The following is a 15,698-nucleotide window of genomic DNA, read 5'->3' as shown; positions in this document are numbered from 1 at the left end:
CTCCTTTTATCATAAAAAACTCTTAATAATATGGTTAACCTTTATTGCAAACGGATACAACCAAAAAAGAGACCACAAATGTCCCCTATACAATGTATAGAGTATTTGTGGTCTCTCAGGATTCTCCGTCCAAACTATTAACTTAATTTTATTATAACACGCGAACCGGTTTATGGGAAGTCATTTTAACGATCTCGTGTGCGCGGGCAGGGTTCCCCATTAGGTGTGTTGTAGGGGATTGACAGAGATACAAATGACTCCCTTAAAACCGAATTTATCTGTTAATTACTTGAATGCACGGGTTGCAGAAACAGCTTTCTTCCAGCCCTCGTATAGTTCATTACGTTTGTTATCATCAAGATTGTCTTTAAATGTACGCTCAATCTTCCACTGCTTTGCGATTTCCTCTTTGTCGTTCCAGTAGCCCACAGCCAAACCAGCAAGATAAGCAGCACCTAGGGCAGTGGTTTCATTAATGACAGGCCGGTCTACCTGAACGCCTAAGATATCACTTTGGAATTGCATGAGGAAGTTGTTTTTAACCGCCCCACCATCGACACGCAGCGATTTAACGTCGATTCCTGAATCAGCGACCATGGCATCAACAAGATCTTTGGACTGATAAGCCAGTGACTCAAGGGTAGCACGAACAAAATGCTCCTTGGTTGTACCGCGAGTAAGTCCAAATACCGCTCCTCGTGCTTCACTATCCCAGTAAGGAGTACCTAAACCAACGAAAGCTGGTACTACATAGACACCATCTGTGGAATCTACATTTGTGGCATAGTCTTCACTTTGTGGTGAATTATCTATGATTTCAAGACCGTCACGAAGCCACTGAATCGCAGAACCGGAAACGAAGATACTTCCTTCCAAAGCGTATTCAACTTTTCCGTCAACACCCCAGGCAAGTGTGGTTAATAAACCATTTTTCGATTTAACGCCTTCTTTCCCTGTGTTCATGAGCAGGAATCCACCTGTACCATAAGTGTTTTTAACCATTCCTTCATCAAAGCAGGCCTGACCAAACAGGGCAGCTTGCTGGTCACCGGCAATACCTGCAATTGGAACCTCTTTGCCAAAGAAGTGATAGTCAACCGTATTTGCATAAACTTCAGAGGACTGGCGAACTTCCGGAAGCATGCTCTTCGGTACAGTCAGAATATCGAGAAGCTCATCGTCCCATTTCAGGTCATAAATGTTAAACATTAGTGTACGGGATGCATTGGAGTAGTCGGTAACATGAGCCTTACCACCGGAAAGCTTGTAAACCAGCCAAGTGTCAATGGTACCAAATTGAAGCTCACCTTTATCAGCCTTTTCTCTCGCCCCTTCAACATTATCCAGAATCCATTTTACTTTTGTACCCGAGAAATATGGATCCAGAAGAAGTCCGGTTTTCTCATTAAACAGATCGTTGTGTCCCTGTTCACGCAGCTCCTGACAAATGCCTTCTGTTTGACGGGATTGCCAGACAATCGCCTTGTAAATTGGCTTACCTGTGTTCCGATCCCAGACTACAGTAGTTTCACGCTGGTTTGTAATCCCAATTCCTGCTACCTGATCAGGTTCAACGTCTGCCTTTCTAAGTACTTCTGAAATACAGGACAGAACAGATGTCCAGATTTCATTGGCATCATGCTCCACCCAGCCTGGCTTTGGAAAGAACTGCTCGAATTCCTTCTGGGCGGTTTCCACGATTTCCCCTTCATGGTTAAACAAAATCGCCCGTGAACTTGTTGTTCCCTGGTCTAAAGATAGAATAAATTTACTCATAGTGTCTCTCCTCCTTATAATGATTGTGAAGCTTTATGATCAACTGGAGCTTCATTGGCTTTTTTCAGTTCTGTTCCCGCTGCCGCTATTAATACCACAGCTACAATAGCACTTACTGCCCAAAATGCTCCAGAATACTCACCTGTAAAGATCGCTGCATAGAACAATGCACCGTAAATACCACCTAATGCCGGACCTAATACTGGTACCCATGCATATCCCCAGTCAGAACTTCCTTTACCTGGTATGGGTAATACAGTGTGTGCAATTCTTGGCCCTAAGTCACGAGCCGGGTTAATGGCATAGCCGGTAGGTCCCCCTAGAGACATACCAATCGCAACAATGAGTAAACCGACAACTAATGGATTTAAGCCTTCTGTGAATTCGTTAGCTCCGATGAAAAGTAATCCCATAACAAGAACAAATGTACCAATCAGCTCTGTAACAAAGTTTGATAACGGACTGCGAACCGCTGGATCCGTTGAGAAGACAGCTAACTTCAGGCCTGCTTCTGATGTTTCTCTCCAATGGGGTAAATAAGCGAAGAATACGATAATGCCTCCAATGAATGCACCTATGATTTGTGCTGAGATATACATTGGTACCTTTTCCCAAGGGAAATCTCCAATCGATGCAAATCCTAACGTAACAGCTGGATTAATATGTGCGCCTGATACACTTCCGACGGCAAAAACGGCTAAAGCAACTGCAAGTCCCCAGCCAAGTGTGATAAGCACCCAGCCGCCGCCTTCCCCTTTTGATTTATTAAGTACGTTACTGGCAACAACGCCACCACCAAAGATGATCAGGATCATGGTTCCAATAACTTCTGCAAGAAATTCAGACATCTCCAACACTCCCCGATATACTATTTTATAAAACCAGATTCAACAAGTTTTTAGCACGTGCTGTGATAGAACAATAAAAAAACCACACCTTTCCTGCATACTTCTTTCGTAAAAGATAGTACGGTAAAAGTGTGGCTCTCATTATCTCCATCACGATCATTAACTTGTTATCTATCATATTACACGAATATGAAAACGCTGTCAATAAGTATTTTCATAATTTATTCAGATTTAATAGTTTTTTATTTCCAAAGCTCATAGTTGGAGGTTGTCACAGCTGCAGCACCGCTCTCCAATGCATCATCAATATCCTGCTTTGACCGAATCAATCCGCCTGCAATAACAGGAATACCTGTTTTTTTATAAACCTCTTTGATGATTTTAGGAATAATTCCAGGTAAAACTTCGATATAATCCGGCTGGACCCGATTACAGATTTTCAGATTATGTTCCAGTGCGTGGCTGTCGAGAACAAATAATCGCTGAATGGCAAAGATGCGATGCTTTTTGGCTAATGTAATAACATTTCCTCTCGTTGAAATAATCCCATCGACTTTAATGTTGTTAATTAGAAACTCGATTCCGTATTCATCTGCCTTCAGTCCCTGAACAAGGTCAGCATGAATAAATACCTTTTTTTCTCGCTGATGCGCATATTTGACCAATCCTGACAATTGTGAAAGCCTTGTTTCAAGTAACACAAGAATTTCATGGTCACTTTCCAACATTCGTTCAAAATCTTTATTATTCCGAAGTGCAGGAACAATTTTGCTATTAAAATCCCCCAAAAGGACACTCCCCTCTTTTTAGTACTTCTGCTTTTACAATAATACTCTATATAAAAGAATCCCTCCATAGAGAGCAATCTATACATCTCTGGAGGGAACCTCTTTATGTCATTCCATTTCTTCTAAGACGCTTTGAGCAGCCTTTTCAACTTCCTCTAATGTTTTTCCCATTCCTGATTCCACCGCAGCAACGTAAGATCCTTCCAGCAGTGGTGCTTTCACGACTTTCACCTGATCGTAATCCGCCATTTCAACCGCTAATTCCGCATTCATCATGGCACTCCCCAAATCGAAAAAGAGGAGTACACCCTTTTCACTGTAGGCATTTTCAATGGCCTGTTGAATTTTTTCCACATTGGTACCAATGGAATCATCATCCGTACCCCCGGCGGGTTCAACAGGTACATCCGGAACCATTTGCCGGATAATATCTTTAATTCCTTCTACAACTTTTGGGCTGTGTGAAATCAGTACAATTCCTACATATGACATGATGAGTTAAGCTCCTTCGTCCAGCACTTCCGCAAGTGCCGAGAAAATGTAATAGGATGAGACAGAACCAGGGTCTAAATGACCGATGGAACGTTCTTTTAAGTAGGCAGCACGACCTTTTTTCGCTTCGATGTCTTTGGTTGCTTCCATTGCTTTTCTTGCTGTGGAAGCAAGTTCTTCTGCTTCAAGGTCTTCCTGATTCTGTAACAACTCTGCAACGGGCTCCCATACATCAAGCATGGTTTTTTCACCCTGATTTGCTTTTCCCCGCTGCTTCACACCATTAACTGCCTCCTCTACTGCAGTCCTGAACCGGGGAAAATCAACGCTCTCTGTTCCTTTTACAGCAGTAGACATTTTCAGAAAAGCCGTACCATATAACGGGCCTGATGCTCCGCCTACTTTTGACAAAAGAGTCATGGATACGTCTTTAAGAATATCAGAAACATTGGTATAGTCAGATTCCGTAACTTTATTTACGACCTCCTGAAATCCCCGGGCCATATTAAGCCCATGGTCCCCATCACCGATTGCCTGATCAAGGGACGTTAAGTATTCTTTATTGGATTGTATTTTTTCGTTGGCTTTTTCCATCCAGGTTATCACGTGTTTGACTTGTAATTCCATATGGTTCCCCCCATTTTAGCGACGAAATGCCGGAGCCTTGGAATCTGCTTCTAAAAGTTTCTTTAACTCCTGATCCACTTTAAGAAGGGTTACAGAGCACCCCGCCATTTCTAACGATGTCATATACTCTCCGACAAATGAGTCATAGATTTTAATTCCTTTATCGGAAAGCAGCTCATTTACTTTCCTGTTCACAATATATAGTTCCATTTCAGGGGTTGCGCCGAGACCATTCACCATCACAGCGATTTCTTCACCGCCTGTAAGATTCATATCATCTAATACTTTTTCTGTTAGCTCGGTTGCAATATCATCAGCACTTGTGATTTTTTTGCGCTCAATTCCCGGCTCTCCGTGGATACCAATACCCACTTCCATTTCGTCTTCCTCTAAGACAAAGCTCGGTTCACCGGCAGCAGGAACGGTACATGGGGTCAGGGCCATTCCTATTGAGCGGACGTTTGCAACCACTTTATCGGCCACAGCCTTTACTTCATCTAAAGAAGCACCCTGAGCAGCCTTAGCTCCTGCGATCTTATGAACAAAAATTGTACCGGCAATTCCCCGGCGTCCTGTCGTAAATGAACTATCCTCAACAGCTACATCATCATTTACAACGACCTGCTGGACTTTAATTCCTTCTGCTTCAGCCATTTCAGCTGCCATCTCAAAGTTCATTACATCGCCTGTATAGTTTTTAATAACCAAAAATACACCTGATCCACCGTCAACGGCTTTAATCGCTTCAAATACCTGATCCGGAGTAGGGGAAGTAAAAACCTCACCGGCAACCGCAGCATCCAGCATCCCTTCGCCTACATAGCCGGCGTGTGCGGGTTCGTGACCGCTTCCTCCTCCACTCACAAGGCCCACTTTATTTGATACAGGGGCATCTTTTCGTGCAATAACGGTTGTACCTGGTAATTGCTTAACATCATCGGGATGTGCAGCAACAAATCCTTGCAGCATTTCTTCAACAACTTTGTTAGGGTCATTCACAATCTTTTTCATAGAAAATATCCTCCTCAAGGATTTTGAATGCTCACACCAGCATTCAAATCATTAGATTCTATAACCCTGCCGCGTACTTTTATTCTATTATATAAATGTGAGAAATACTAGAATTTTTGCTCAATTTTCCTTGACATTCTATTAAAGTTTTATCACGTATTAACTGGCCGTAATACCCTCACTTCAAGTTTTGAGGGTAACCCAATAAGACTAAGTGGGGGATAAACGGCCAGTAAAAACCTGATAAGTTCAACTAACCATCCGTGGGGGATGGAGAAAACCCCCACTGATGGAAGTTTCACTTTATGAACGACTGGTTGCAGGTCGAATTGAACTATAAGTCATGCTATATACTCAAGACGTATCAAACCTGAATGTTATGGCCTCCCTGGAATCCCATAAACGATCCTCGAAATAAAAAACGCAGGCCCTATGAACCATTCCGTTCATAAAACCAGCGTTTTAAACCTCTTTATGAGAAAAATAGGTATCCTGTTTTCTCCGTTCATCCATTTCCTCTTTTGTATAAATCAGCTGCATCGGATTACCGCCTACAAAGCTCCCGGCAGGTACATCCTTGTGGACAACGGTACCTGCGGAAACAATGGCATGATCACCGATTTTGACTCCGGGAAGTATGGTGGAATTGGCTCCGATCATCACTTCATCTCCAATTTCCACTTTACCGAGACGATATTCCTTTATTAAATATTCGTGGGCTAGAATCGTTGTGTTGTAGCCAATGACCGTGTTTCGGCCCACGGAAATTTTTTCGGGAAACATCACATCAAGCATGACCATTAAGGCAAAGGAGGTCTGTTTCCCCACATTCATCCTCAGAAACTTTCGATACATCCAATTTTTCATGGATAAAAAAGGCGTATACCGTGCCAGTTGAATGACAATGAAATTTTTGACGACCTTCCAGAACGGTACAGTCTTATAAACATGCCACAAGGAATTCGCTCCCTCGACACGGTATCGGTCTGTTCTTCTCACATCATCACTTCCCTGCAATCGTTAGCAAATCCTGCATATTATCAAGCATATAATCCGGATTCAGGGACTCTAAGGTTTCTCTTCCCTTAATCGTCCACGCAACACCGGCAGTCTTCACACCCGCATTTTGTCCGGCAAGGATATCATGGGTATTATCTCCCACCATAATGGCTTCGTCAGCTTTTGCATCCAAAGCTGATAAAGCCTGATAAATCGGTTCGGGATGAGGTTTTTCGTGCCGGACATCATCCAGTCCGATCAGAACATCAAAGTAAGCGGCCAGTTCTGTAACCTTTAGTCCTCTTTTGGCGGTATCCCCAACTTTTGTTGTGACAATTCCGAGCTTATAGCCATCCTCTTTCAGTTTCTGAATCGTTTCAGGCACGCCATCATAGGCAACCACAAAGGAATCATGATGCTCCAAATTATGTTTTCGATAGGTCTCTACCATTTCATCCACTTTGTCCGGCATAACCTGACCAAAGCTATCCCATAAGGAAGGGCCGATAAAATCGTATACGTCCTCTCTCTTATACTTACCAGGAACATACTGCTCAAGTGTATGCAGAAAAGAAGAGATAATCAGTTCATTTGTATCAATTAAGGTGCCATCCAGATCAAACAGAAGTGTACGTATGCTCATGTGCTGTCGTATCCTTTCTCTTATGAAGTTCCATGCGATTCCAGATTAAGCCAATTGTTGCGGTAAGAATGATAGCCGTTATCAGCCTGATGAGCAGTAATGGCCAAAGTGGAATCCCAAGTGGTGCAAAGACAAGTGTATCCTCTACAACTGCGTGACAGGATACAAGGAATATTAAAACCAGAGTCATATCCTTTTTCGAAATTCCCTCTTCCTGAACAGCCTGAAACATAAGGCCGGCACCATAGGCTAAACCAATCGTCAGACCTGTAACAAGGGTCATCGATGCATTGCGCTCAACTCCTAATATTTTCGTGAAAGGAGCCAGCCAGTTGGACATAACGGTGAAGTAGCCTTTTTCCTTTAACCACTGCATAACCACCATTAATGGAATGACAATAGCTGCTAATTGAAGAATCGCAATAACGGCGGTTTCCAGACCTAAATAGAGAATTCCACCCCAGGTTTCCGGTTCAGGACCGGATGAAATAAGCCCATACTGAGCCATTTCCTGTCCGCCGCTCCAGAACAGGTTGATGATGACCGCCGAGATGACCGCAAGTCCGATTCGAATGCCTGAAATCAGCCACCAACTTACGCCAACTTTGGAAGCTATGGACGATTCAATCAATAAGTTATGAGAAAATGATAGCATAATGGCCATTATAAATACTTCTTTTACCGTAAAATCAAAGGTGATAATCGCACCAATACCGGCGTAAAGGTTAGAAAAATTCCCCAGTACCAGTGGAACTGCAGCTTCGCCAGGAAGTCCCAGCAGCTTCATCAGAGGTTCCAGCCAGTCGATAATGATTGGAAAAAAAGGCGTATGGCCAATAATGGTAATGATTAACGTGACAGGAAATATAATTTTTCCGAGCATCCACGTTAACGAAAGTCCACTTTTAAGTCCACGCTGTAAAATTCCTGACACAACATAACCTCCTATTTTTTAGATGGTAATTGCCCATTGTAATGTACATTTGCATAGCCTTTTTTACGACGAAAGTACATTAGCGCCACACTGGCGGCAATCAGTAATACCGAGATGAGCCGAGCTACACGAATATCTGTTCCCATTAGATATAAACTATCTGTTCGTAATCCCTCGATAAAGAATCGCCCAAAGGAATACCAGATTAGATAGCTGAAAAATAGTTCTCCGCGTCTTGGATTAACCTTACGTAAATAAAGCAGCAGAATGAGTCCTAAGATGTTCCAGACAGATTCATATAAAAAAGTAGGCTGATACATGACACCCTCAATAATCATTTGATTGGTAATAAAATCGGGAATGTACTGAATGAAATTGTTATAGGCGTCTTCAGTCACAGGACCTCCGTGAGCCTCCTGGTTCATAAAATTACCCCAGCGGCCAATCGCCTGACCTAACAAAAGACTTGGTGCGGCGATATCTGCCAGCATCCAAAAGGATATTCCTTTCACTTTGGCAAATAGCCAGGCGGTTAAAACAGAACCAATCAGGGCTCCATGAATGGCAATACCACCTTCCCAGACAGCAAAAACTTTCCACCATGGCGCGCCGGCATAGCGATCCCATTCAAAGATGACGTAATAGATTCTCGCAAACAGGATCGCTGCAGGAATCGCAAATATAAGTAAATCAACAAAAATGTCTTCCTTAAGACCCAGTCGTTTTGCCTCCCGGGTTGCCAGCCACAAACCAAGTGCAGCACCGGTAGCGATGATCACGCCATACCAGTAAATAGGGACAGGTCCTAGTTCAATAAAGACTCGGTCATAGGGTTGTATGTTGAAAAACATGATTTCCTCTCCTTATTTTTCGTATTTATCATCATCAGAATCAATCATCTGCGTAAGACGTTGAGTAAAATCTCTGGCAGCATTAATCCCCATTCGTTTCAGGCGGAAGTTCATCGCTGCTACCTCAATAATAACAGCTAAGTTCCGTCCAGGCCGGACAGGAATCGTTGCCTGTGGCAGTTCAACATCCATAATTTTCATCGTTTCTTCATCCAAACCAAGTCTATCATACTGTTTATCTTTATCCCACAATTCGAGGTTGATCACGAGAGTTATTCTCTTATGGCTGCGCACTGCACCGGCACCAAACAGCGTCATCACATCGATAATCCCCAGACCGCGAATTTCCAGTAAATGTTCAATAAGTGGCGGGGAATTTCCGATAAGAGTATCAAGATCCTCCTGGCGTATCTCCACACTATCATCCGCAACCAGGCGATGCCCTCTTTTAACTAACTCTAATGCCGTTTCGCTTTTCCCCACCCCGCTTTGACCGGTGATGAGAACACCAACCCCGTAAATATCCACAAGCACCCCATGAATAGCGGTGAAAGGGGCAAATTTTGATTCCAGGTAATTCGTCATTCGACTAATCACACTGGTCGTTTTAAGCGGGGATCTCATAATAGGAACTCCTGCATTTTGTCCCGCTTCAATCAGCTCCTGTGGCACGTCCATTGCCCGTGAAATGATAATCCCGGGAGTTACGTCTGTACAAAGCCTCATCACCCGATCCTGCCTCATATCATCAGATAATTCACTGAAAAAAGAAATTTCGGTTTTTCCTAATAACTGAATACGTTCAGCGGCATAATGCTTAAAATAGCCTGCCATTTCCAGTCCGGGCCTTGAAATATCACTTTTTACAATCTCCCGGTGAATGCCATTTTTACCTGCAACCAGTTCAAGATTAAACCGTTCTATAATATCTTTCGTGCGTACTTTAGCCATATGTATTTTTCCTCCTACATGCGTTCCATTGCTGCTCCTTATTTTAGCACGATTTATCGTTTATTTTACACTAAAGCTTTTGGTTTCACAAAAAGATCAGGAAGTTTAACCAGCTGGTGATTCTATTCCCTTATGAGGAGGAGCAGGCTTATTTTTTAAACGCATCTACGACCAGCTTTTGCAGCAATACATTCAGCACAGATAATACAATTGCAGCCAGGATTGCGGTTCCAAAACCTTCGATGATAAAGGCATCCCCGATAATCGCCTGGGTGATCATCAGTGTGATGGCATTAATCACAAACAGGAAAAGCCCCAGGGAAAAAATTGTGATTGGCAGAGTGAAGAAAACTAAAACAGGTTTAACAATGACGTTTAGCAGAGACAGAATCAGGCTTGCAAGAATAGCCGTTACAAAATCCGTTACAATCATGCCATCAAATAATTGCGCAGCCGCCAGTATGGCCACGGCGTTTAACACAATGGATAACGCCCAGTTTTTAATCATAGGTTTTCCTCCTTCCAAGCTTTTACTTAGTCAAGTGGACTTACCTTCACTGTACCCGTTTTGGATTCGGCTTCTAAATACAGTACAGGCTCATGTCCATTGGTCTGGAAATGCATGGATTTCTTCAGCACTTCCTTTTCACTTTTGAGCATAGTGTGGCCGGGTAAATAGCATTGAACGTTTCCGACACTGGATGAAAGCTCTCCATCCACGGATTGATCGGAAGGGACAAACAAGGATATGGAGCCTGTGGTCGACTTAAAGTATCCACTTTTCGCTTTCTCTCCTCGTAAATAGCCTTTAATACTGCCATTAATCACCTGGGACTCAACTTCCTCCCACTCGCCATCTACAAAGATCGATCCGTTTAAGGTTTCAATTTCACATTGGTTCCCTTTTACATTGTCAAGGCGGATGTTGCTGTTGACCGATTCCACCTCCCACTTTTCACCTGTCATATTACTTAATTCAATTTTTCCGTTTGAGGTTTTCACTTTCAGGTTCGGAACCTTCATATCCTGCACGTTAACGGAACCATTAAAGACTTTTATGGAAGATGCTTCATACATATGCTCCGGAATCCATATTCGAAAATCTGCTTTTATTCTTTTTGCATCAAGGTTAACCTTCAGTTGCCCGGTATCGATATCCACTGACATTTCCTTCAGCAGCATTTCCTTCGCCTGTTTTTCATCGTTTGCTTTGTACACTTTGGCCTTACATTCCAGTCGAATATCCTTCTCATCCCACGACTTAACCTCTATGCCTCCGTTTTCAACATCTATTTCAAATGATGAAACAGAGGTATCCTGGTACTGAAAAATGTGCGAAACCTGCTTATGAGGCCCAAAGTTAAAATCAATATCTGCTTTTTTTATTTTTTCAACGGTGGCATCAATAAAGTCAAATATCTTCTCTTTCGTCGAGGCCTGTCTGGATGTTTCATTCCTCTCCCGGTGCTGATTTTCCTGATCCTCATGAACAACAGTTGAAGGAAACTGCGGTTTACTGCTTTCTTCCTTTTCCTTTGCCTGTTCAGCATCATCAAGTGCCTGCAGAAGCTCATTTGCTTCATCTGCGGACAGTTTCCCTTCTTCAATCAGCTTTAAAATCCGTTTTCGCTCCTGTTCCATCATGATTCTCCTTCCTGAATCGCTTCTTCTCTTAAAGTACTAAAGTGTCAGTGGAAACACAAGAGTTATTTGAATCATCTGAATGGGAGCCGGACGTGGCCACTCCTGATTTTTTATCCATAAATCCGTAATTTTATAATTTCCTACAGCAATAAAAAATCAGCGTACGCATACGCTGATTAGTTATTAAATGTCCATTTATAAAATTCCTCTTGCTTAAATCGTTCTAATACGTCCTCATATTGCCCTTTAAAGTCAGGGCTCTGCTTTATTTTCTGGAACATGCCTTCAAACTGGGAGCGGTGCGCCTGAATGGCCGAGAGTTTTATATCGAATTCGTCCGCGACATTGTTTACAATTTGCGGACGGCCTAGCTTTTCATAGCGTCTGTTGGTAATCGCCTGAGCCCAGACTTCCGGACGCTCCTCAGGATTGATCCGCTTTACAGCTTCAATTGCTGCGGCACCCATGGCATCATGATCAGGATGGACCGCTTCCCCAGGATAATGGGTAATCACAAGGGTAGGCTTTAGTTCATCCAAATAACTCTTCAGATGCTCGGCCATCTCATCCCTTGATTCAAATTCAATCGTTTTGTCACGATACCCCAGCATTTTTACATCAACATCCAGAATTTCACAGGCATCAAGCAGCTCTTTTTTTCGAATATCTGGAAGGGTTTCCCGGTTGGCAAAAAAGGGATTCCCCATATTTCTGCCCATTTCTCCAAGCGTTCCACACAGATAAGTGACCGGAACCCCTTCTTTCCGAAATTGTGTCATAGTTCCTGAACTTCCAAATGACTCATCATCTGGATGCGGATAAATGACAACCACATGTTTATGCACGACTAAATTCCCCTCTCTTTTCATTAATACCGAAATGGATTTTTGCTAATCTGAAGGGCTACCATTAACCGTCCCTCTGCGTCATGGCCTGCCAGCAGCAATTCTCCATTTTCATTCCATTCCCAATCGGTAAGACCTTCTGCGTAAATCCAGCCTTTTTCCAGCTTCAGGCCGACACGAAATGCATCCTCTGCATCCACAATTTTGGCCTGTGTATATTGAACCTGTGTATTACGGACATAAGCACCAACGTTATGGGCGTTACGGTCAAAATGCTTTGCGTACGCCCCATTGGTGGTTTCCACATGGATATATACATCCTGTTCAGCATACTGTTCCAGTGCTTTCTGGACTTCATCCATTTCAATTGCTTTCATCAAAAAATCTCCTCTCTTCACCTATAATCACATGCTCCTCTATGAAGTGGCCTTTTCCTTCACCATATCCTCCATACGTTTGCGATCACGCTCCAATATGGGCTTTAAGTATTTTCCGGTATAAGAAACGTCCTCCTGGTCAGCTACCTCCTCTGGTGTTCCGGCAGCGACAATGCTACCTCCACCTTCTCCACCTTCAGGACCTAAATCGATTAAATAATCTGCAGTCTTAATGACATCCAGATTATGCTCAATGATTAACACGGTATCTCCATTCGCCACCAGACGCTGAAGAACCGTCAGCAAGCGTTTAATATCATGAACATGTAATCCGGTTGTAGGCTCATCCAGAATGTAGAGGGTTTTCCCATTGGAACGACGGTGAAGCTCACTGGCCAGCTTCATACGCTGAGCCTCCCCGCCGGATAATGTGGTTGCCGGCTGTCCAAGCTTGATATATCCCAGTCCGACATCGGCAATCGTCTGAATCTTCCGCTTGATTTTCGGAATGTTTTCGAAAAAGTCGAGCGCTTCCTCTACACGCATCTCTAAAACATCAGCAATCGTTTTTCCTTTATATTTGACCTCAAGGGTTTCACGATTGTAGCGCTTGCCATGACAAACCTCACACGGAACATACACATCTGGTAAAAAGTGCATTTCTATTTTTATGATTCCGTCTCCATGACAGGCTTCACAGCGGCCGCCTTTGACATTAAAGCTGAAACGTCCTTTCTTATACCCGCGAATCTTAGCCTCATTCGTCTGGGAAAAGACATCGCGAATATCATCGAAGACGCCTGTATACGTAGCCGGATTAGATCGGGGCGTACGTCCAATTGGAGACTGGTCAATATCAATGACTTTATCCAGGTGCTCCAGACCGTTGATTTCTTCAAATTGACCTGGCTTCACTTTACTTTTATACAGCTGCTGAGACAGGGATTTATATAAAATTTCATTGATCAGCGAGCTTTTCCCTGATCCGGAAACACCGGTCACGACATTCAAAATCCCAAGCGGAATTTGAACGTCCACATTTTTTAAATTGTTTTCCTCCGCACCTTTAATTTCAATAAAGCGGCCATCCGGAGTTCGCCGTTCATTCGGAAGCGGGATGAATTTTTTGCCGGATAAATACTGCCCGGTTAATGAACCCCGTCTTTTCATGACCTGCTTTGGCGTACCGCTGGCGACAAGCTCCCCGCCATGAGAGCCTGCTCCAGGTCCAATGTCCACTATATAATCAGCAGCCAGCATCGTGTCCTCATCATGCTCGACGACAATTAACGTATTATCCAAATCACGCATCTGCTGCAGTGTGGAAATCAACCGGTTGTTGTCCCGCTGATGCAAGCCTATTGATGGCTCATCCAGTACATACAGCACTCCGGTTAAAGCCGAACCGATTTGAGTCGCAAGCCGGATCCGCTGAGCTTCCCCTCCTGAGAGTGTGCCTGCTGAACGGGATAAGGTCAGATACTCCAGACCGACATTTTGTAAAAAGGTGAGACGATCGGAAATTTCCTTTAAAATCATGCGGGCAATCTGCTCTTCTTTTTCAGATAAATGGAGGGTCTGGAAAAACTCACGGGCTTCTGCAATCGAATAATCCGTCACAAAGCTGATATGTTTTCCATCGATTTTAACGGATAAAGCCTCTTCGCTGAGACGATATCCCTGACAGGTTGGACAGGCTTTATGAACCATATATTTTTCCATTTGTTCCCTGACCCAATCCGAAGTGGACTCTCTGTAGCGTCTTTCCACATTCCGTATGACACCTTCAAAATAAACGTGATTATCCCGGACGTGGCCACGGTCATTCGTATAGTGGAAATGAATACGTTCTTTTCCGCTTCCATATAAAATCTTATTCATTTGATCTTCCGGAATATCCTTCACAGGCACATCCATCGGAATATCATAATGCTCACATACACTCTTCAGGAGCTGCGGGTAATATTGATACCTTGTTGGCTCCCATGGGGCAATGGCGTGTTCATTTAGAGACAGGTTCCTGTCCGGAATGACCAGATCAACGTCCACCTCCAGATTCGTCCCCAGTCCATCACAGGTAGGGCAGGCACCAAACGGACTGTTAAAGGAAAACATCCTAGGCTCCAGCTCATCAATGGAAAAACCGCAAATAGGACAGGCATGCTTCTCACTGAACAGCAGTTCCTCATCACCAATGATATCAATGATAACCTTTCCGTCCCCATGTTTCAGAGCGGTTTCTACCGAGTCACTCAAGCGGGATTCGGCCCCTTCCTTTACAATGACGCGGTCAATCACCACCTCAATGGAATGTTTTTTATTTTTATCAAGGTTCAGTTCATCTGTGACCTCGTACATTTCCCCATCTACACGAATCCGCACGAAGCCTTCCTTTTGTAAGTTCTCAATGACCTGTTCATGTTCCCCTTTTCGGCCGGAAACCACCGGTGCTAAAATCTGCATCTTTGTCCGCTCGGGATATTCCATAATCCGGTCCACCATTTGCTCTACGGTCTGTGAGGTAATCTCAATCCCGTGCTTCGGACAATACGGTTGTCCTACTCGGGCATAAAGCAAACGCAAATAATCATAAATTTCAGTTACGGTTCCTACGGTTGAGCGGGGATTTCGGCTGGTTGTTTTCTGATCAATGGATATGGCTGGTGAAAGACCTTCAATGGCATCCACATCAGGCTTATCCATCTGTCCTAAAAATTGTCTCGCATAGGCTGATAAAGACTCTACATATCTTCTCTGCCCTTCTGCATAAATCGTATCAAAGGCCAGAGAGGATTTTCCCGATCCGGAAAGACCGGTCATCACAACAAGCTTATTCTTAGGTATATCTACATCTATATCCTTTAAATTATGGGCTCTTGCCCCTTGTACCTTTATTGACTTCATTGCCATGT

General features: G+C 43.5%; 16 protein-coding genes. All 16 read right to left on the bottom strand.

Going from position 1 to position 15,698, the window contains the following annotated elements:
• Positions 1-285: 285 nt before the first annotated feature.
• Positions 286-1,776: a glycerol kinase GlpK gene (glpK, locus tag ABD006_RS14035; RefSeq protein WP_343842332.1), complete on the bottom strand. Its 1,491-nt coding sequence runs from the start codon at positions 1,774-1,776 to the stop codon at positions 286-288.
• 14 nt (positions 1,777-1,790) lie between these two features.
• Positions 1,791-2,624 (bottom strand): MIP/aquaporin family protein, encoded by an 834-nt coding sequence (locus ABD006_RS14030; RefSeq protein ID WP_343842330.1) that lies wholly within the window; start codon positions 2,622-2,624, stop codon positions 1,791-1,793.
• A gap of 242 nt (positions 2,625-2,866) precedes the next feature.
• Positions 2,867-3,412: a glycerol-3-phosphate responsive antiterminator gene (locus tag ABD006_RS14025; RefSeq protein WP_343842327.1), complete on the bottom strand. Its 546-nt coding sequence runs from the start codon at positions 3,410-3,412 to the stop codon at positions 2,867-2,869.
• A 108-nt stretch (positions 3,413-3,520) separates the two neighbouring features.
• A complete protein-coding gene (dhaM, locus tag ABD006_RS14020) occupies positions 3,521-3,904 on the bottom strand; it encodes a dihydroxyacetone kinase phosphoryl donor subunit DhaM (protein WP_343842325.1) in 384 nt (127 codons plus the stop codon).
• Positions 3,905-3,910: 6 nt separating this feature from the next.
• Entirely contained in the window at positions 3,911-4,531 is a 621-nt protein-coding gene (gene dhaL, locus ABD006_RS14015) for a dihydroxyacetone kinase subunit DhaL (protein ID WP_343842323.1), read from the bottom strand.
• Between the two features lie 15 nt (positions 4,532-4,546).
• Complete coding sequence (dhaK, locus tag ABD006_RS14010; protein WP_343842321.1) at positions 4,547-5,542, bottom strand: dihydroxyacetone kinase subunit DhaK; 996 nt, start codon at positions 5,540-5,542, stop codon at positions 4,547-4,549.
• Between the two features lie 462 nt (positions 5,543-6,004).
• Positions 6,005-6,541: an acyltransferase gene (locus ABD006_RS14005; RefSeq protein ID WP_343842318.1), complete on the bottom strand. Its 537-nt coding sequence runs from the start codon at positions 6,539-6,541 to the stop codon at positions 6,005-6,007.
• Between the two features lie 4 nt (positions 6,542-6,545).
• Positions 6,546-7,184: a pyrophosphatase PpaX gene (gene ppaX / locus ABD006_RS14000; protein WP_343842315.1), complete on the bottom strand. Its 639-nt coding sequence runs from the start codon at positions 7,182-7,184 to the stop codon at positions 6,546-6,548.
• Positions 7,159-8,118: a nucleoside recognition domain-containing protein gene (locus tag ABD006_RS13995; RefSeq protein WP_343842312.1), complete on the bottom strand. Its 960-nt coding sequence runs from the start codon at positions 8,116-8,118 to the stop codon at positions 7,159-7,161. The genes ppaX and ABD006_RS13995 overlap by 26 nt, the downstream gene beginning before the upstream one ends.
• 11 nt (positions 8,119-8,129) lie before the next feature.
• Complete coding sequence (gene lgt, locus ABD006_RS13990; RefSeq protein ID WP_343842311.1) at positions 8,130-8,969, bottom strand: prolipoprotein diacylglyceryl transferase; 840 nt, start codon at positions 8,967-8,969, stop codon at positions 8,130-8,132.
• 12 nt (positions 8,970-8,981) lie between these two features.
• Positions 8,982-9,920, bottom strand: a complete 939-nt coding sequence (gene hprK, locus ABD006_RS13985; protein WP_343842308.1) for an HPr(Ser) kinase/phosphatase — start codon at positions 9,918-9,920, stop codon at positions 8,982-8,984.
• A 148-nt stretch (positions 9,921-10,068) separates the two neighbouring features.
• Positions 10,069-10,428: a phage holin family protein gene (locus ABD006_RS13980; RefSeq protein ID WP_343842306.1), complete on the bottom strand. Its 360-nt coding sequence runs from the start codon at positions 10,426-10,428 to the stop codon at positions 10,069-10,071.
• Positions 10,429-10,454: 26 nt separating this feature from the next.
• On the bottom strand, positions 10,455-11,561 hold the full coding sequence (locus tag ABD006_RS13975) for a DUF4097 family beta strand repeat-containing protein (protein ID WP_343842303.1): 1,107 nt from the start codon (positions 11,559-11,561) through the stop codon (positions 10,455-10,457).
• A 179-nt stretch (positions 11,562-11,740) separates the two neighbouring features.
• Complete coding sequence (bshB2, locus tag ABD006_RS13970; RefSeq protein WP_343842300.1) at positions 11,741-12,409, bottom strand: bacillithiol biosynthesis deacetylase BshB2; 669 nt, start codon at positions 12,407-12,409, stop codon at positions 11,741-11,743.
• 23 nt (positions 12,410-12,432) lie between these two features.
• Entirely contained in the window at positions 12,433-12,786 is a 354-nt protein-coding gene (locus tag ABD006_RS13965) for a YojF family protein (protein WP_343842297.1), read from the bottom strand.
• A 39-nt stretch (positions 12,787-12,825) separates the two neighbouring features.
• Positions 12,826-15,696: an excinuclease ABC subunit UvrA gene (gene uvrA / locus ABD006_RS13960; RefSeq protein ID WP_343842295.1), complete on the bottom strand. Its 2,871-nt coding sequence runs from the start codon at positions 15,694-15,696 to the stop codon at positions 12,826-12,828.
• Positions 15,697-15,698 lie beyond the last annotated feature (2 nt).

This window comes from Salinibacillus aidingensis, assembly GCF_039522525.1.
In the GTDB taxonomy this organism is placed as follows: domain Bacteria; phylum Bacillota; class Bacilli; order Bacillales; family Alkalibacillaceae; genus Salinibacillus; species Salinibacillus aidingensis.
The sequence above is the reverse complement of the archived record's forward strand: the minus strand, read 5'-3'. Positions and strand labels throughout refer to the sequence as shown.

Bases quoted from the DNA above. Each gene is read 5' to 3' on its own strand.
- glpK (WP_343842332.1), bottom strand. From the start codon at position 1,776: ATGAGTAAATTTATTCTATCTTTAGACCAGGGAACAACAAGTTCACGG.
- ABD006_RS14030 (WP_343842330.1), bottom strand. From the start codon at position 2,624: ATGTCTGAATTTCTTGCAGAAGTTATTGGAACCATGATCCTGATCATC.
- dhaM (WP_343842325.1), bottom strand. From the start codon at position 3,904: ATGTCATATGTAGGAATTGTACTGATTTCACACAGCCCAAAAGTTGTA.
- dhaL (WP_343842323.1), bottom strand. From the start codon at position 4,531: ATGGAATTACAAGTCAAACACGTGATAACCTGGATGGAAAAAGCCAAC.
- dhaK (WP_343842321.1), bottom strand. From the start codon at position 5,542: ATGAAAAAGATTGTGAATGACCCTAACAAAGTTGTTGAAGAAATGCTG.
- ppaX (WP_343842315.1), bottom strand. From the start codon at position 7,184: ATGAGCATACGTACACTTCTGTTTGATCTGGATGGCACCTTAATTGAT.
- lgt (WP_343842311.1), bottom strand. From the start codon at position 8,969: ATGTTTTTCAACATACAACCCTATGACCGAGTCTTTATTGAACTAGGA.
- hprK (WP_343842308.1), bottom strand. From the start codon at position 9,920: ATGGCTAAAGTACGCACGAAAGATATTATAGAACGGTTTAATCTTGAA.
- ABD006_RS13980 (WP_343842306.1), bottom strand. From the start codon at position 10,428: ATGATTAAAAACTGGGCGTTATCCATTGTGTTAAACGCCGTGGCCATA.
- ABD006_RS13975 (WP_343842303.1), bottom strand. From the start codon at position 11,561: ATGGAACAGGAGCGAAAACGGATTTTAAAGCTGATTGAAGAAGGGAAA.
- ABD006_RS13965 (WP_343842297.1), bottom strand. From the start codon at position 12,786: ATGAAAGCAATTGAAATGGATGAAGTCCAGAAAGCACTGGAACAGTAT.
- uvrA (WP_343842295.1), bottom strand. From the start codon at position 15,696: ATGGCAATGAAGTCAATAAAGGTACAAGGGGCAAGAGCCCATAATTTA.